Here is a 16,088-nt window from a genome sequence, read left to right as displayed (position 1 = left end):
CCAGGCGGAGGTTTTCAACTGAGGCAACGTATCCGGCTACGCGGAGGTTTTCTCTGAGTCAACGCGGGCTCTTGCAGCACCGGAAAACCAGGCGTAATACTAGTTGTACGTTCTCCGAAAGAAGGACGGGAACGAACAACAGGGGAAAACCCAGAACACACCGTGGATCTGATCCAGGGTGGCCTGTCGATGACGAGGCAGGAAACGCCGGGATTCCCGCAAGTTCGGGAGATGATGTTCGTCATAACGGAATCAAGAGTCGAAGCCCCTCCAGCAGTGCTGATGGGGCTTCCCCTTTGCCCTGACAGCGCGGTCCGATAGACTGCTCGACCCAGCGCGCCGGGGTGGTCATGTCCGCCGGGTTCCGTGTCAGCTGACGGTCACGATGAATTTACCGAGCACGTGGCCCTGTTGGCTTTTCGCTTGTGCGGCCCCGACATTCTCCAACGGGAACGTTTCCGCGACCGGCAGCCGGAACTTTCCCTGCTCGAACAGTGCTGCTGCTTCAGCGCGGGCTTCCGGTGCATGGCCAGGACCCCGGCCGCCGGTGAACCGCACGCCATACTCGACCGCCGTGCTGTCAGCGATGGTGATGACCTTCCCGGCACTGCCCGTCAGCTCAATAAGCTCCGGGAGGACGCCGGAGCCCACGGCGTCGAAGGCGACATCGACGCCCTGCGGTGCAAGTTCCCGGACACGGCCGACCAGACCGGGACCGTACGTCGTCGGCCGGGCACCCAGGGAGCGCAGGTACTCGTGATGCCCTTCGCTGGCGGTGCCGATCACAGTCGCGCCGGCAGCGAGGGCAAACTGGACTGCGGCCAGTCCGACGCCGCCTGCGGCTCCGTTGACGAGGAGAGTCTGACCCGGCTCCAAGGGCAGCAGGTTCAACGCCCGGCGCGCTGTTTCGGTCGCCATAGGGTATCCGGCGGCCTCTTCGAAGGACAGCCTCTCGGGCTTCTTCGCCCACTCGGCCAGCACGGCGTACTGCGCCGCGGCACCTGTGGCGGCAGTGCCGAAGACTTCGTCGCCGACGGCGACCCCCTCCACACCATCACCGACCTCGTCCACGACTCCCGAGGCGTCCATCCCCACGCCAGCGGGGAAATCGATCGGCATGAGAGCTGCCACCGCCCCGCTGCGAATCTTCCAGTCGACGGCGTTCACGCCTGCGGCACGAACGGCGATGCGGATCTGACCGGCGCGGGCGTGGGGTTCTTCGATGTCGAGGACCTTCAGGACTTCCGGGCCGCCATACTCGGTAAACTGAACGGCTTTCATGGCTTTCTCCCTGTTTAAGTTCCCGGCTGAGTGCTTTTCCAATGATGCCCTCGACAACCACTGGGGGCAATGATTCCGGACTCATTAGAGCGCCCGTTTCCGCCTGCTCCTGCCTCGGTAAGGAACCGGCCTGCATAGGCGTTGCCCGTGCAGAAAAGCCCGTCTCGATGGGGTCCGTGCGGAGGCCCCGGCACACGTTGCGGCGCCGACGGAGGCGCCGGAGACGCCCCGCTTGCAGTGACACCGTCAGCGACGGCCGGTGCGACACCGTCTATTCCACAGTCCCCCTGGCAGCGTGGCACGAATGAGAACACGAGCGGGCTGCTCGGCAATAAGTGCCAAGCGGATCAACCCTGCCATTTTTGGCTTCCGGCGATCCTCGCAACATCTGATCATTTGCAGGAGTCGCGGGGCCATCGAGTGGAAGAGAGCGTTGAAGCCCGGGCGCCGGCGGAAACCGGCGGATGATCAGGTGTCGGGGATGTCTTCCGGGAATTTTTCCCGGTACACAAGGTAGTGCCGGTGGGTCAGGGCGAGAGCGCCGGTGAGCATTCGGTGCGGGCGGTACAGGTGTTGGTAGGGATCCTGCACGATCGTGTCCGGGAGGTCTCTTGCTTTGAGTAGCAGCTTATTGACGTCGTTTAGTGTTTGAAGATGGAGTGTCCGGCCGGGCTGCCGCACCTTCCAGATCCACCCTTCAGCGGCCCCGATGGCCGTTTCTTCGAGCATTTCGAAGAGGGACGCCAGAAATTCTTCGTCCGAGTCCGGCATCACCCGTTCCAGAGGGTATCTCCAAGGCTCCTTCTGCTGTGCGGTCTCCCAGGCCTCCCGCAGCCATCCAATATCCGCTGCCCCCGAGGGAGGCCCGAGCTTGAGGTTCTGATGTTCATCGGGGAGCAGCGGATAACGGCTGCCTGTCCTGTCGATGATGATTTCTGCCTGGGCAAAGTATTCAGAGTCGCAGACCAGGGTCTCCGGGGAAGGTGCGTACTCGAATATTCCGCCGTGCACCGCAATGAAATCCATATCTCCCCTCGCGGGCCCCGCACCGTCACCGACGGCGGACCACGGTACCGCCGTTATCAACAACCGGATTGCCCTCAAAATCCCCATCAGATCCTCCAAATCCTCGATGACCGCCACGTGACGGTGTTCCATTCCGGGCTGTCAACACGAGGCGCCGTACGCCTCTTCCCCGACGTTTCCGAACTATCACCGGTCGGAGTGAAATGCCGCCGGGCCTCGTTCCCTGGCCTCAAGGCAGATGACAGAGGAACGGCAACGGCTCCGGGCATTGGGTTGGTTTCGCTCGTCCTCATGGGTCCCGGTCCAAGCCTCGTTGACGTGGAGGTTGTGCGGAGGCCATCCCTGTCGGGCCGGGAGCGTCGCGGGTCTTCCCGGCCGGAAGAGGCACGGACACCGCAGCGCTAATCGCGTGTTCTCCGGGCCGTTGGGGGACCGCAGCATCGTCTGTGCTGAGGATTTCAGCACTGTATCCGTTTCTTCATTGGAGCCAACCTCCTTGATGGTTTGGCCCTCTGTTGCGGGAGGCGTTCCGCTGCGCCGCGTGGTGGCGTCGTCTTGAAAACGTTCCTGCCCGGGATCGCTTCGGTTGGTGCGGCAGATTCCGGGCCGATGGTGGAGCCGGGTCTGGTCCGGGTCGGGCTGAGGCCACTGGTGCGGGGTACTGACAATGAATCACTTCAGCCGCCGTCCCCGAAAGGGCACAAAGTCCTCGCCACTGCGTGCATTCGCCACGCCGCTGCGGGGGGTCCTTCGGCACTGGGGGACCTGCCGCCCTCCCTGGAGCATGGGAGAGGACCGGATGTTAGTGCCCACGGACCATCCGGTCAGTCGAAACCGCAGCGGAGGTCAGCCCATGAATGCATCAGCCGGGAGCAGCTCAGCAGCAAAAGGCGGCGGACCGGTCGGGGATGCCCGTGAAAGAATCCTCGACTCTGCGCGAACATTGTTTGCTGAGCACGGGGTAGAGGCCGTGGACTATGGTCAGATCGCGAGCGCGGCGGCCGTGAACGAGTCGCTGGTCAGCGAACAGTTCCCGCGGAAGGAGGACCTGTTCAACGCGTGCGTGGAGCTGCCCGTGGTGCCTGAGGATGAACTTGCCCGTGTCATCAGGACGGCTCCGGCCGAGCGCGGGGAGGCCATCGTGCGGACCCTGCTCAAGGTCTGGGACTCACCGGCGCAATCGGCGATGCTGGCCCTGGTGGGCAAAGCCCTGGGACCAGGCATCGATGCGTCGTTGATGCGTGAGGTTTTCACCCGCCGCATCCTGGGCCCTGTCACGGCGGACCTGGAAGCCGACCCGGCGACGGCCCGGCTGCGCGCGGCGCTGGTTGCCAGCCAACTGATGGGGCTGGTCATAGTCCGGTACCTGGTCAGGATCGAACCGCTGGCGACCGCCAGCCATGATGAAATCACCCGGCTCATCGCCCCGGCAATCCAGCATTACTTCACCGGCGACCTTCAGGCCATCCCGGGCACGGGCACCGGGCACTGATCTGGTCCGGGCGACGCATGACCAGCAACGGGAGCTTCCGGATAGTGGTGGGGGTGGACGGCTCGGCCCAGTCCCGGGCGGCCCTGGACTGGGCCGTGGAGGAAGCCAGGTTGCGCAAAGGCCAGGTGCTGGCCCTTACGGTGTGGGACATCCCGCATGTCAGCAACGTCCTGGTGCCGGCATGGGACGACTATGAGCGTTTTCAGGCCGATGCCCAGTCGATCCTTGATATGGAGCTTGCCCGGGTGGGGGAGAGGGGGGCGCAGATCACCGGACACAAAGTGCGGGGAAATCCCGCGTCGGTGCTCATAGAAGCCTCCCGGGACGCCGACGTCGTGGCTGTGGGTTCCCGCGGCTACGGGGGATTCACCGGCCTGATGCTCGGTTCCGTGTCGGCGCAGACGGTCCACCATGCCCACTGCCCCGTGTTGGTAATCCGGGAGCAAGCTCCGGATTGGATGACGCCCGCGGAGGCCCCGCCGGGCAGTCCCTGATCGCGACGGCATAGCCGTGGACTTAGGACTCTCCCGACGGTCAGGATGACCGGGATCAGTGCCGAGTTGTGAACACATTCCGCGATGGTGGACGGGCGGGACTGGTGTGTTCCGGAGCGCACCAGCATTCCAACCTGTCGGTGCTCAGCGGGCGAGCCTGCCAAGCAGTGCGGAGGCGATGCAGATCATGACCGTCATGGACAGCGTCAGGACGATGAAGTCCAGACCGAGTTCGGCGGGTGTGCCGATCAGGAGGCCGCGGAGCGCGTCTACCTCGTAGGCGAGTGGATTGACGCGGTTGATGGCCTGGAGCCACTCCGGCATGAGGACTACCGGATAGAGGGCCTTGGAGGCGAAGAACAGGGGCATCGTGATTGCCTGGCCGATTCCCATCATGCGGTCCCGTTTCAATACCAGGCCTGCGTCGGTAATCGAGAGGCAGCAGAAGAAGGCGGAACCAAGAACGACGATGATCCCTGCCAGCAGGAGGTTCAACAGATTGGTGGTCAGCCGAACCGACAACAGTGCCGCGAGGACGAGGACAACGAAGGCCTGGGTCAGCGCACGGATTCCGGAGGCGAAGGCCTTCCCTGAGACCAGTGCCACCCGTGGTGTCGGGGTGGTCAGGAGTTTGGCCAGGACACCGGCGTCCCGGTCCCAAATGATCTGAATGCCATAGAAGATCGCGACGAACAGGGCTGACTGCGCCAGAATGCCTGGTGTCAGGTAGTCGAGGTAGGGAACGTTGCCGGTCGGGATGGCCGCAGCCGGGTGAATATTTCCCCGAAGATCAGCAGCCAGAGTGCGGGTTGGATTGCCCGGATGAGAAGTTCAGTCCGGTCGTGGCGCAGTTTTTGCATCTCCACCAGGCACATGGTCGCCACCCGCGATCCCAGCAGACGTATCAGTCCGAGAAGGCGGCGCGGTCCGCGGGGCTGTGCAGCACCCCGTCGGTGGTCAATCGAACCGGTTCGCGGTTGGGCATGAAGGCCGGACATCTGGCATCACCTCTGTTGGATTCGTGACGAGATCGTTTCCTGTCGTTGCCCGGAAGACGTCATCGAGTGTCGCGTTCGGGCCGAGGCCGGATCTAAGCTCGGCGGGAGTGCCGATACTGTGAATTCTGCCGCGGTGCATCATCGCGACCCTGTCGCAGTGCTGGTCGGCTTCGTCCATGTAGTGGGTGGTGACCAGCACTGTCGTGCCGGTTTCGGTTCGGGCACGCTGGATCTCGTCCCATATTGCCGTGCGTCCGATGGGGTCCAGTCCGATGGTCGGTTCGTCGAGAACGAGGAGCTGCGGGGTGTTGACCAGGGCCTGGGCGAGCTCCAGGCGACGGATCATGCCGCCGGAGAACGTGCTGGCGGTCTTATCGGCCTGATCGGCCAGCCCCACGGCTTCGAGTACTGATTGGACGACCTGGCGGCGTTCGCGGCGCGGCACATCAAACAACCTCGCGAAGAGGGCAACGTTTTCCCTCGCCGTCAGTGCGGTGTCGGCTGAGAGCTGTTGTGGCACGTAGCCGATGAGACGGCGAGCCTCAAGCTTGTGCCGGGCCACGTCGATGCCCATCACCTCCATCGAGCCGATGCGGGTGGGGAGGAGGGTGGTGATCATCCGGATGACGGTGGTCTTCCCGGCCCCGTTGTGATCCAGTAACCCGAACACGGTTCCTGCGTCAACTTCCAGGTCAAGGCCGTCCACGGCCGTTGTTTCCCCGAAACTGTAACGAATGCCCGTGCATCGCACGGCAGGGATGCTGTTCACCTTTCCCCGCTCTCTTGGGCTGCCGTACCGGCGGCCTGCGGAGCCGCCACGCTCCGGACCAGGGCAACAGCCCGGGATCCGCCATGGAGGCGCCGGGGGAATGTCCTCGCCCTTGATCAGGAATGAGTCGGCTTCCAGAACTACACCATCACCCGGGTGCACGCCATAGGGGGCAAACCCTTCGACGCCCAAGGTGTGGAAGCCGGAGGATAGATCGAGGAGGGCAGTGCTTCCGGGCCGGTCCGGGGCGGGTGGTCTGCGCCGGGCCGGCCCTCCGGGCTGTGGCGGGTGTGTGGGGGGCTGGACTGTGTCGAAGAGCCGGTCGGTGCCGTGGGCGGCGTAGGCGCTGTGGGTCCGGCTGCGGATGAACTGCATGTCTTCCTCGCTGAGCCGGGCCTGGCCGTGGGCGTCCTGGGCGACGGGCTGTTCCGCGGCCCGGCACAGGGCCCGCGGTGACCGAACCACAGTAGGCCTCTGTGGCGGCCAGTCAGAGGACTCCCGCGGTCGTGGTGGTCCAGCACCAGCGCGAGAACCAGAGTCCTTCACCGCTGTGGGAAAGCGCGGCGGCAGCCATGACGAGATCGGCGACGGCCAGGAGTTGGCCGCCGAGAATGTGTGGGCCTGCAACGAGGCAGGCCGGGACACTGAGACCTCCGATCACGCGCCTAGCGACATTCTGGCCGACGGACCCGATGCGACGGCTTCCGGTCCGGCTGTTACCCCGCGACTGATGTCTACGTATCGGAACCAGCGTCTGAGGGTGGCTGAACCGTGCCCCCAAGCGCGTCTCGAATACGATCCAATACTGAGACGGTCGGACCGCTCTTGAGGTGGCGTAAGGAGTGCCGAGGATGTGGATCGCGGCCGTAAATGAAGGGCTTTCTGCAGGCTAACTGCCGGCAGTTCCCAGCGAGAATCTCGTATCTGTCCGTTAGCTCCAGTTCCAGATCTCCATTGGCGAGCCTGTGCGTCAAGCGGTCGGCGGAGGCGTTTAGCGGGCCCCCGCTGGTGACTTCTGATGGGCTCGAAATCGTCCTCGTTCAGGACGGGGAAGGGGGTGTGGTCCCCTCGCCGCGGTAAGGGTGCAGAGGCGGGCGGCGCGGGCGAGGGAGAGCCGGCTGGCGGGTGATGCCGGGTTCCTTGCAGAGGTCGCCGGCGCGGGCTTCGGCTTGCCCATGGAATTGCTTGTCCATTCCGGTTACCTGCCCTATGGGGAGTCGGTTACACACGGTCCGGAAACTCCTGCCGCCTATAAGAGCAGTTTCCCATGAGGGTTCTGCCGGGCGACCCTTAGGGGCGTTGTCCGGATTTCAGACCACGTTTCCTGACTGGCCGGTGCGGGGTGGGCGTGGTGTCGATGACGGGAGGCGGCCCGGTCTGTAGGTGGAGACCGATGGTGCCTCTTTTACCCAGTATCGCCAGGGAAATACTGCTCCGTCGCCACCGGGCCCGCTGAGACCGACCCGCGGGCCCGTGACGTGGGCGACCGTGGCGTGGTCGTCCGGGAGGAGGAACTGCCACTGGCCGTCGAAGAGGTCATCACCGTCATTGGTCAGGTCCGCGGCAAAGCATTGGGCTACGCAGCCCGGCCCGGATGCCAGCCGGAGTTCGGGAAGCGATTTCTTGCGTGGCTTCTTTTCACGCCGGGTGCGGGCCAGCTCGGCGCCCTCGATGACGTCGCCGGCACGGATGAGGCAACCGTAGGGCTGACCTGGCTGTGCGGCGACGAGATTGATGGCGTGATGCATCCCGTAGGTGAAGTAACAGTAGATGTGGCCCGCAGGTCCGAACATGGTTTTGTTCCGGTTGGTCTTGCCGCGGTAGGCATGCGCCCCTGGGTCCCGCTCGCCGGCATATGCTTCGACCTCAGTTATTCGGATGGAGACGGTTCCGTCGCCATCCGTGCGTTGAAGCACACAGCCGAGCAGCTCCGGTGCAACGTCGAGCACGTCGCGGGCGAAGAACGTCCGATTCGCCGCATGGAAGCCAGGGAGAATACTCACGGGATGACTGTACCGCCCGCTGCCCCGGGCCCGGGGCAGCTGAGCGGTCCGGTGCATGCTCATGGTGACGTGGCTCCTCGGGGGATCGGGAGAGCATAATGGCACCGGGGACGAACAACCACAGGGGTTTTCGCCGCTTCGGGCGTCACTGTTCGAAGGATGGTTGCTGCGCCGTGCCGTAAGTCAGCGAGGAGGCTGGGGAATGTCGACTGCAACGGATGTCCAGGTGCGCCGGGTCTATGACGGGACCAGGGACGATGACGGCGTACGGGTTTTGGTAGACCGCATCTGGCCCCGCGGGATGACTAAGGCCAAGGCAGCACTGGACGAGTGGTGCAAAGATGTCTCCCCGTCAACGGAGCTGCGCAAATGGTACGGCCACGACCCTGCCAAGTTCGACGAATTTGCCATGCGCTACAAGGCCGAGCTTGAAGATCCGGCCCGGGCGCAGGCGCTCGACCATCTGCGCGGACTCGCTAAGGGCCGACGACTGACATTGCTGACGGCAACCAAAGCCGCCGACATTAGTGAGGCCCGAGTCCTGGCCGACCTGATCGCACGGTAGCCACTTTACGTCCGGCGCGCCCCGAGAGAAGGGCGTCGGGAAGGACCCGATTTCGGATGATGGAGATCATCGCAGCGGGGCTGGTGGTCAGCCTGACGATTATCGTCACCGCCTCACGCGTCCACGGTAAGGACACCAGCATTCTATGGGCCTCCGTGCTGATTTCTGTGTCCATGGTGCTCAACATAAACCCTGTTTACCTGTTCGCAGACGGGTGGGCGGGCGGGAGGAACCATGCCGACCTTGGAGCGAATCTCCTCCTGCTGACAGGCTCCCACCGCGAAGAAGGGAGCCCTGCCGCACGTCGTACCCGAGGCAGGGATCTTCGACTGACACGCCCCGCTTGTCGAAGCGAACGCGTTAGGAGTCTGGTCGGAAGGGTCCTCATGAAGTTCTTAGTGAGGGGGAATTCCGGTGATGTCAGGGTGCCCTGCCGGTCATCGCCCGGTACGGTGCCGGTCTCGAAGGTGTTGATCCGCTTTGCCACGATGTAGAAGTCCCCAACACCACGAGCGGGCTGGAAGTTCATCTGCTTGTTTCGCCCTTCGTTGCGCGTCTGCGATAGACAACGTTGTCAGTGGGATGGACACTAAGTTATGTCCGTCAGGCAAGTCAACGGTTCAGGGCGGCCCAAGTATGAGAGTGCTATCCCCTCTGATGAGGCAGGGGAAGGGATGCGCGGTGCAGCCGGCATGCCCCCTCCAACGGAGCGCCCAAAAGGGCGATTTCGACGCTTGAGCCCGTTCATCCCCTCCAAGGCAGCCCGGACGCTGTCCCGCGGGCAGAGGTTGGCGCAGATGTGGCCCGGGGCTATTCCACCGGCAGGAGCCAGGTCAGCTCCGAGGCGTCGCCTTCGATGTGGCGGGCCAGTTCCTCATTGAACCTGGCTCCGTACTCGGCGCGGATGTGTTCCTGGAATGCGGCTTCGTCGCTGTAGACCTCAAAGACAAAGTACTCCCGGGGATTTTCTTCCCGGGTATAGGGAAGGAACAATTCGTTGCCCTGTTCCTGGCGGACGTGCCGGGTCAGTTCGAGCATCATCTCCGCGACACGGGCTTCGCTGCCGGGTTTGACGGTGAACTCGGCGTAGAGGGTTTTGGTCATCATGATCCCTTTCAGGTAAAGGTGTTTGGCGGCTGTTCGGAAAGTTCCCCGGCGTCAGGCCGGAGAGCTGAGTTCCCCGGTGCCTCTTTGTATCAGCTCGGACGGTACAACATAGGTCTGCGGAGGTTGCTGGTCGCCATCAATCCTGGCCAGCAGCCGCTCTGCTGCCAGCTTCCCGATTCGCTCGGGGTGCTGGGCGATGACCGTTACGCCGGGATCCATCATGTCGGCAAGCGTGAAGTCATCGAACCCGATCAAGGCCACCTGTTTGCTGAGCCCGAGCTCTCTCAGAGCACGCATGGCGCCGAACGTGACGAGGTTCTGGCTGGAGAAGATCGCCGTCGGTGGTTCCCCGGCAGTGAAAAGTTCCAGCGTGGCCAGCCTCGCCGATTCCTCGTCGTGAAGGTTTTCACGGACGGGAACCGTCGAGGTGGGAATTCCGCGCCGGCCGATCTCTTCAATGAACCCCCGCCGGCGTTCCCTTGCGGTCTGGATGTCTGTGCGGTCCCCCAGATAGGCGAGCCTGGTGTGGCCGTGGCTGATCAGGTGGGCGGCCGCCTTGGCGGCGCCGGCGGCGTTGTCGGTCACGACCGCATCGGCTTCGAGCCCTATCGGCTCACGGTCGATGAAGACCATGGGCAGATCGCGGGAATGCTCCGGGATCACATACGCCTGGCTTCTGGCGATCGGCGTGAGAATCAGCCCATCGACGCGCCGGCCAAGAAACGCCGTAACGATTGCCTGCTCCCGCCGGGGGTCGTCATCGAGACTCGCCGCAAAGACCGCTATTCCCCTCGCCCCCAGGGCGTCTTCTATGGCCCGGTTGATCTCTCCGCTGAAGGGGTTGGAGACACTTGGCAACAGGAGACCGACGGAGAGCGTTCTCCTGCCCGCGCGGCGCAGGCTGCCGGCCGCCATGTCCAGCTGGTAGTTGAGTTGCCGGGAAGCGCTGAGCACCTTGTCGCGGGTGGCTTCCGATACACCGGGTTCGTCATTGATCACCCGGGAGACGGTCTTAATTCCGACGCCGGCAAGTGCTGCCACGTGGCGCATCGTCGGACGGTTGGCGGAAAGGGCCGGCTGGCTACGATCGGACATCGTTGTCAAGAAAATCGCTCCTTCTGATTGCATCTATTGACTCTTCCGTGTGATGCTGCTTACATCGTACATGACATCGTTGTCGAGGCCAGTGAGGGCCTCAAACACCAGGAGATTCAATGTTGAGTTCCACAGCACCCCGTTCAACGGCCACCCGCCTGTTCGCTGCAGGAGCAGTGCTGACCTTGGGAGCGCTCAGTCTTACTGCCTGTGGCGGCAGCTCCACCGGGACGGCTGCCAGCGGAGGCGCCACTGACGCAAAGATCGGCGTTTCGCTGATCGTAAAGACCACGTCCAACCCGTACTTCGTAGCAATGGAAGACGGCGCGAAAAAAGCAGCCGAGGGGGGCAACATTGATCTGAAGCTGGCTGCCGGCAAGTCCGACGGCGACGAAGACACCCAGATCCAGGCCATCGAGAACGCTATCTCCAAGGGCGACAAGGGCATCCTCATCACCCCGAACGGGCCCGCCGTTGTCGACGCAATCAAGAAGGCCCGCGACGCAGGCTTGTACGTGATCGCCCTGGACACCCCGCCGGACCCGGCCAGCGCAGTGGACATCACCTTCGCGACCGACAACTTCGCGGCCGGCAAACAGATCGGGCAGTGGACCGCGGCGCAGCTGGATGGCAAGAAGGCCACTATTGCCTTGGTTGACCTGTTCAGCGACAAGGTCGTTTCGGTTGACTACAACCGCGATCAGGGATTCCTGACCGGAATGGGCATCGACACCGCCGACAAGACGAAGAACGGTGACGAGGCCAAGACCGGCAAGTACACGGGCGGTAAGGGCGGGGACTACGAGATCGTCGGCAGCCAGGCCTCCCAGGGCGCCGAGGACGGCGGCCGGACCGCGATGGAAACCCTGCTGTCGAAGAACCCCAACATCAACGTCGTCTACACCATCAACGAACCGGCCGCTGCGGGCGCCTATGAGGCACTGAAGGCTGCGGGCAAAGAAAAGGGCGTGCTGGTCGTCTCCATCGACGGAGGCTGCACCGGCGTGAACAACGTCAAGGCCGGAATCATCGGCGCCACCGCCCAGCAGTACCCCGTCAAGATGGCCCAGCTGGGCGTCAAAGCCATCCAAGACCTGGCCACGTCGGGCAAGAAGCCGTCGGTCTCAGCGGGCCTGGACTTCTTCAACACCGGCTCCGCACTGGTCACTGACAAGGCAGTTGCCGGGCTGGACAGCATCGACACCACGGCTGCTTCTCAGATCTGCTGGGGCAAATAACCCCTCCCTGTGCGGGGAGACGTGCCAAGGTGTCTACCCGCAGCGCGCAGCACAACACCAGTTACAGAACATGGAAGTTCAGGAGTAATTCAAGTGACCCAGCAACAGACCGCCGGCCCGCCAAGCACCGGGCATGCTGATTTGGCCGAGGAATTCCTCGATCGCCAGACCCCTCTCAGCAGAATCCGCAACATCCTCCACCGCTACCCGGCCCTCAGCCCCGCCATTGTCCTGCTGATCGCAGTGGTGGTCTTCGGACTCCTCAATGACCGCTTCCTGCGGGTAGAGAATCTGTCCCTGATCACGCAGCAGGTGGCGGTGGTGGGCACGCTGGCCATCGCTCAGACCCTCATCATCCTGACCGCCGGCATCGACCTCTCCGTCGGTGCGGTCATGATCCTGTCCTCGATGGTTATGGCCCAGCTCGCGGTCGGCAGCGGTGTTCCCGGGCCGCTGGCACTCATTGCAGGTCTCGCTGTCGGTCTTGCCGCCGGCGCGCTCAACGGGTTCCTGGTCACAAGATTCCGGCTCCCGCCGTTCATCGTCACCCTCGGAACGTTGAACATTTTCGTCGCCCTAACGCTGCTCTACTCAGGCGGCAGCACGGTCCGCGGATCCGCGATGCCAGGTGTCCTCACCTGGTTGGGAACCACGTTCCCGGTCGGGGCCGTCCGCATCTCCACCGGCGTCGTCATGATGCTCCTGCTCTACGCCGTTGTCGCCTTCATCCTGGGCAAGACCGCCTGGGGCCGGCACGTCTACGCCGTGGGCGATGACAAGGAGGCGGCCCGTCTCGCCGGTATTCCGGTCAGCCGCGTCCTCATGAGCGTCTACCTTGCCGCAGGCGCAGTTCTTGCCGCCGGCGCTTGGATCCAGATCGGGCGCACCAACGCCGCCAGCCCAAACGCCGGTGTCGACCTGAACCTGGACTCCATCACCGCCGTCGTGATCGGCGGAACAAGCCTCTTTGGCGGCCGCGGCTCCATCTGGGGTTCACTGCTCGGGGCGCTGATCGTCGGAGTCTTCCGAAACGGCCTGTCCCTCGCCGGCCTGGACGTCCTGTACCAGACACTCGCCGTAGGCATCCTGATTATTGTTGCTGTGTCTATCGACCAGTGGATCCGAAAGGTCAAGTCATGACCATGACAGAATCTGCAGCCTCCCATAGCGCCACCCGCGAGCCCATCCTCAAGGCCAGGAACCTCGTCAAGACCTTCGGCCGCGTCGTCGGCCTCGATGGCGTCAGCCTGGACCTCTACCCTGGCGAAGTGCTGGCCGTCATCGGCGATAACGGTGCCGGCAAGTCCACGCTGATCAAGTGCCTTACCGGCGCGGAAGTACCGGACACGGGAGAACTATACGTATCGGGGAAGCAGGTGCACTTCAAGCGACCGCAGGACGCCCGGGTCCACGGCATCGAAACGGTCTACCAGAACCTGGCCGTCTCCCCGGCACTCGATGTTGCCTCGAACCTGTTCCTCGGCCGTGAAGAGCGACTCCCCGGACCGCTGGGGAGCCTGTTCCGGATGCTCGACACCAAAGGCATGCGCCGGAAGGCAAAGGAAGAGCTGACCCGCCTGGGCATCTCCACCCTCCAGGATGTCACAGTGCCGGTCGAAAACCTCTCCGGCGGACAGCGCCAGGCCGTCGCCGTGGCCCGCGCCGCAGCGTTCGGTTCCAAAGTGGTAGTGCTGGATGAGCCGACGGCGGCACTCGGGGTTCGGGAATCGAACCAGGTCCTGCAGTTGGTTCGCGACCTCCGGGACCGCGGCCTTCCGGTCATCCTGATCAGCCACAACATGCCGCACGTGTTTGACGTCGCGGACCGCATCCACATCCAGCGCCTCGGCAAGTGCGCCGCCACGATCACCCCGCAATCACACACCATGACCGACGCAGTTGCGATCATGACCGGTGCAGCCACCGCCTGAACAGTTGTCGCCTGCCACTAATCAGTCCGCGGACCCGGTTTATCGGTCCGCGGACTGACGTGGCTCGGACCGGCTCCCCCATCAGCTTCCACGAAAGACAGACCATGGATTACCTCACAACAGCCCGGCACGACGCTCACCAGATGCTCGACGTCATGGTGGTAGGCGAAGCGCTGATCGACGTGGTCACCACGTCACACGACAAAGTGGAACACCCGGGCGGTTCTCCGGCCAATGTCGCCTACGGACTCGGCCGCCTCGGCGTAGCCACCGGCCTACTCACGGCCATCGCCCAGGACGCGCGGGGGACCTCCATCGAAAACCATCTCCGCAGCGCGGGCGTCATACTCCTGCCCGGATCAAAATCCCTCACCCGGACGGCATCGGCAACCGCAACCCTTGAACCCGACGGCTCCGCAAAGTACGACTTCGACATCACCTGGGACCTTGCCCCGACAGCCCCCGCCTACTACCCAAAAATACTGCACACCGGATCCATCGCCACCTTCCTTAGTCCCGGTGCGGGTGCCGTCAAATCCCTGCTCGAACAGGCGCACAGACACTGCATGATCACTTACGATCCCAACATCAGGCCGGCCCTGCTCGGCAGCCACATGGAAGCCAAAGCCACGTTCGAAGAGCTCGTACCCTTAACCGACGTCGTTAAACTCAGCGACGAGGACGCCCAATGGCTTTACCCCGAAAAAAGCCTGGACGAAAGCGCAGCCCACATCCTCGGTCTGGGCGCGGGGCTTACCGTCATCACCAAGGGCGCAGAAGGCTCACAATTCACCACCCTCGCCGCCGACATCAGGATTCCTGCCGTGAAGTCCAACGTTGCCGATACCATCGGCGCCGGGGACTCCTTCATGTCCGCCCTGATCCTAGGCTTTCTCACCCGGGGAACCGAAGGCTTCGCCCCAGCTGTCCTGGAGCAGCTCGGCCGCACCGCGGCTGCAGCCGCGGCCATTACCGTTCAGCGCCCCGGAGCGAACCCCCCAACCATGGAAGAACTCAACATGGCGCTCGGAGCCCTTCCGAGCGGGTCCGTATAGCAGTGGGGTACGCCTTACCTTGAGGTGTATCGCGCCGACGAAGACCACCGGCGAGCCCAACAAGCGGTACTGCCACGCGGCCTTCCCCCAATGACCTGCGTCCACGAAATAGTGTCCCCCTGACGGTCTGGAACCGAACACGTCGCCCGTGCGCTGCGATTTCCCGAAGGTAATGCCCCTTCGCGCTCAGCCCAGCCAGAACCGGATCTCGTCCGCCCTCACGGGCGGGTCTTGAACGATTCCACCTTGGTGGGGTCGCGTTCAATGACCGGTTCCAGGATGTCATCGATTTTGGCCAGCAGTGCGGGGTCAAGTTTCACCCCGGCTCCGGTGGCGGTGTCGATGAGCTGATCGGGGCGGGAAGCACCGACGATGGCTGCCGATACGTTGGGGTTTTGCAGTACCCAGGCGACGGCGAGGGCGGCCATGGACAGGCCGGCGTCCGCGGCGAGCGGTTTGAGCTGCTGGACGCTGGTGAGGATGTCCTCGGTCAGGTAGCGGTTGTCGGACTTGAGTTTGCCGTCCTGACCTGTGAAGCGTGATGCTGCCGGGGCGGCCTGGCCGGGGACGTATTTTCCGGTCAGGACGCCTTGGGCCATGGGTGACCAGCAAATCTGTCCTAGTCCCAGCTCCTCGCAGGTGGGGACGACTTCTTTTTCGATGACCCGCCAGAGCAGGGAGTATTGAGGTTGGTTGGAGATGAGTTGAATGCCTAGTTCCCGGGCGAGGGCGGCGCCGGTGCGGATTTCGTCCACGGTCCATTCGGAGACTCCGATGTAGTGGGCCTTTCCGGCCCGGACGACGTCGGCGAAGGCCTGCATGGTTTCTTCCAGCGGTGTCTCGTAGTCGTAGCGGTGGGCCTGGTAGAGGTCCACGTAGTCGGTCTGCAGCCGCTTCAGCGAGCCGTTGATGGATTCCGTGATGTGCTTGCGGGACAGCCCGCGGTCATTCCGGCCCTCGCCGGTGGGGAAGTAGACCTTGGTGAAGATCTCGACGCTTTCGCGCCGCACACCGGCTAGAGCTTCACCGAGCGT

At 63.6% G+C, this 16,088-nt stretch carries 17 protein-coding genes; 8 read left to right on the top strand and 9 right to left on the bottom strand.

Annotation, left to right across the window (positions count from 1 at the left end):
* Nucleotides 1–369 precede the first annotated feature (369 nt).
* On the bottom strand, nt 370–1,281 hold the full coding sequence (locus BLR03_RS22990) for an NADP-dependent oxidoreductase (protein WP_091256795.1): 912 nt from the start codon (nt 1,279–1,281) through the stop codon (nt 370–372).
* Nucleotides 1,282–1,749: 468 nt separating this feature from the next.
* Nucleotides 1,750–2,424 carry a hypothetical protein gene (locus BLR03_RS22985; protein ID WP_091256793.1) on the bottom strand — a complete coding sequence of 225 codons (675 nt, stop codon included), beginning with the start codon at nt 2,422–2,424 and terminating at the stop codon, nt 1,750–1,752.
* 550 nt (nt 2,425–2,974) lie between these two features.
* On the opposite strand from BLR03_RS22985, the gene BLR03_RS22980 reads away from it, so the two are divergent.
* On the top strand, nt 2,975–3,799 hold the full coding sequence (locus tag BLR03_RS22980) for a TetR/AcrR family transcriptional regulator (RefSeq protein WP_091256791.1): 825 nt from the start codon (nt 2,975–2,977) through the stop codon (nt 3,797–3,799).
* A 17-nt stretch (nt 3,800–3,816) separates the two neighbouring features.
* Nucleotides 3,817–4,293 carry a universal stress protein gene (locus BLR03_RS22975; protein ID WP_091256789.1) on the top strand — a complete coding sequence of 159 codons (477 nt, stop codon included), beginning with the start codon at nt 3,817–3,819 and terminating at the stop codon, nt 4,291–4,293.
* A 144-nt stretch (nt 4,294–4,437) separates the two neighbouring features.
* Here the strand turns inward: BLR03_RS22975 and BLR03_RS22970 are convergent, their stop codons facing one another.
* The 4 genes from BLR03_RS22970 to BLR03_RS22955 form a co-directional block, all read right to left on the bottom strand.
* A complete protein-coding gene (locus BLR03_RS22970) occupies nt 4,438–4,977 on the bottom strand; it encodes an ABC transporter permease (protein WP_254788670.1) in 540 nt (179 codons plus the stop codon).
* Nucleotides 4,978–5,250: 273 nt separating this feature from the next.
* Nucleotides 5,251–6,525 (bottom strand): ABC transporter ATP-binding protein, encoded by a 1,275-nt coding sequence (locus tag BLR03_RS22965; protein WP_217639843.1) that lies wholly within the window; start codon nt 6,523–6,525, stop codon nt 5,251–5,253.
* Nucleotides 6,526–6,547: 22 nt separating this feature from the next.
* Nucleotides 6,548–6,721, bottom strand: a complete 174-nt coding sequence (locus tag BLR03_RS24640; RefSeq protein ID WP_175460676.1) for a hypothetical protein — start codon at nt 6,719–6,721, stop codon at nt 6,548–6,550.
* 649 nt (nt 6,722–7,370) lie between these two features.
* Complete coding sequence (locus BLR03_RS22955; RefSeq protein ID WP_254788668.1) at nt 7,371–8,063, bottom strand: DNA-3-methyladenine glycosylase; 693 nt, start codon at nt 8,061–8,063, stop codon at nt 7,371–7,373.
* A 202-nt stretch (nt 8,064–8,265) separates the two neighbouring features.
* Here BLR03_RS22955 and BLR03_RS22950 point away from each other — a divergent pair, with 202 nt between their 5' ends.
* Nucleotides 8,266–8,628: a DUF488 domain-containing protein gene (locus tag BLR03_RS22950; protein ID WP_091256786.1), complete on the top strand. Its 363-nt coding sequence runs from the start codon at nt 8,266–8,268 to the stop codon at nt 8,626–8,628.
* A gap of 56 nt (nt 8,629–8,684) precedes the next feature.
* On the top strand, nt 8,685–9,122 hold the full coding sequence (locus tag BLR03_RS24635; protein ID WP_175460675.1) for a hypothetical protein: 438 nt from the start codon (nt 8,685–8,687) through the stop codon (nt 9,120–9,122).
* A gap of 316 nt (nt 9,123–9,438) precedes the next feature.
* On the opposite strand, the gene BLR03_RS22940 is transcribed toward BLR03_RS24635, so the two are convergent.
* Nucleotides 9,439–9,732, bottom strand: a complete 294-nt coding sequence (locus BLR03_RS22940) for a putative quinol monooxygenase (protein ID WP_091256799.1) — start codon at nt 9,730–9,732, stop codon at nt 9,439–9,441.
* A gap of 54 nt (nt 9,733–9,786) precedes the next feature.
* Nucleotides 9,787–10,785, bottom strand: coding sequence for a LacI family DNA-binding transcriptional regulator (locus BLR03_RS22935; protein WP_091256797.1), 999 nt, complete (start codon nt 10,783–10,785; stop codon nt 9,787–9,789).
* A gap of 164 nt (nt 10,786–10,949) precedes the next feature.
* On the opposite strand from BLR03_RS22935, the gene BLR03_RS22930 reads away from it, so the two are divergent.
* The 4 genes from BLR03_RS22930 (at nt 10,950) to BLR03_RS22915 (ending at nt 15,054) form a co-directional block, all read left to right on the top strand.
* Nucleotides 10,950–12,068, top strand: a complete 1,119-nt coding sequence (locus BLR03_RS22930; RefSeq protein WP_091256782.1) for a substrate-binding domain-containing protein — start codon at nt 10,950–10,952, stop codon at nt 12,066–12,068.
* Nucleotides 12,069–12,161: 93 nt separating this feature from the next.
* Nucleotides 12,162–13,208 carry an ABC transporter permease gene (locus tag BLR03_RS22925; RefSeq protein WP_091256780.1) on the top strand — a complete coding sequence of 349 codons (1,047 nt, stop codon included), beginning with the start codon at nt 12,162–12,164 and terminating at the stop codon, nt 13,206–13,208.
* Nucleotides 13,205–13,999: an ATP-binding cassette domain-containing protein gene (locus BLR03_RS22920; RefSeq protein ID WP_091256779.1), complete on the top strand. Its 795-nt coding sequence runs from the start codon at nt 13,205–13,207 to the stop codon at nt 13,997–13,999. Before BLR03_RS22925 ends, BLR03_RS22920 begins: the two co-directional genes overlap by 4 nt.
* Nucleotides 14,000–14,103: 104 nt before the next feature.
* Nucleotides 14,104–15,054 carry a carbohydrate kinase family protein gene (locus BLR03_RS22915; RefSeq protein WP_091256777.1) on the top strand — a complete coding sequence of 317 codons (951 nt, stop codon included), beginning with the start codon at nt 14,104–14,106 and terminating at the stop codon, nt 15,052–15,054.
* 218 nt (nt 15,055–15,272) lie between these two features.
* On the opposite strand, the gene BLR03_RS22910 is transcribed toward BLR03_RS22915, so the two are convergent.
* A partial coding sequence (locus tag BLR03_RS22910) for an aldo/keto reductase (protein WP_139184655.1) occupies nt 15,273–16,088 on the bottom strand: 816 nt, incomplete at its 5' end.

It is taken from the genome of Arthrobacter sp. ok909, from assembly GCF_900104405.1.
Lineage (GTDB): Bacteria > Actinomycetota > Actinomycetes > Actinomycetales > Micrococcaceae > Arthrobacter > Arthrobacter humicola.
The sequence above is the reverse complement of the archived record's forward strand: the minus strand, read 5'-3'. Positions and strand labels throughout refer to the sequence as shown.

Excerpts from the sequence above, each read along its gene's own strand:
- BLR03_RS22990 (WP_091256795.1), bottom strand. The coding sequence starts at position 1,281 with ATGAAAGCCGTTCAGTTTACCGAGTATGGCGGCCCGGAAGTCCTGAAG.
- BLR03_RS22980 (WP_091256791.1), top strand. The coding sequence starts at position 2,975 with ATGAATCACTTCAGCCGCCGTCCCCGAAAGGGCACAAAGTCCTCGCCA.
- BLR03_RS22975 (WP_091256789.1), top strand. The coding sequence starts at position 3,817 with ATGACCAGCAACGGGAGCTTCCGGATAGTGGTGGGGGTGGACGGCTCG.
- BLR03_RS22950 (WP_091256786.1), top strand. The coding sequence starts at position 8,266 with ATGTCGACTGCAACGGATGTCCAGGTGCGCCGGGTCTATGACGGGACC.
- BLR03_RS24635 (WP_175460675.1), top strand. The coding sequence starts at position 8,685 with ATGATGGAGATCATCGCAGCGGGGCTGGTGGTCAGCCTGACGATTATC.
- BLR03_RS22940 (WP_091256799.1), bottom strand. The coding sequence starts at position 9,732 with ATGACCAAAACCCTCTACGCCGAGTTCACCGTCAAACCCGGCAGCGAA.
- BLR03_RS22935 (WP_091256797.1), bottom strand. The coding sequence starts at position 10,785 with ATGCGCCACGTGGCAGCACTTGCCGGCGTCGGAATTAAGACCGTCTCC.
- BLR03_RS22930 (WP_091256782.1), top strand. The coding sequence starts at position 10,950 with ATGTTGAGTTCCACAGCACCCCGTTCAACGGCCACCCGCCTGTTCGCT.
- BLR03_RS22920 (WP_091256779.1), top strand. The coding sequence starts at position 13,205 with ATGACCATGACAGAATCTGCAGCCTCCCATAGCGCCACCCGCGAGCCC.
- BLR03_RS22915 (WP_091256777.1), top strand. The coding sequence starts at position 14,104 with ATGGATTACCTCACAACAGCCCGGCACGACGCTCACCAGATGCTCGAC.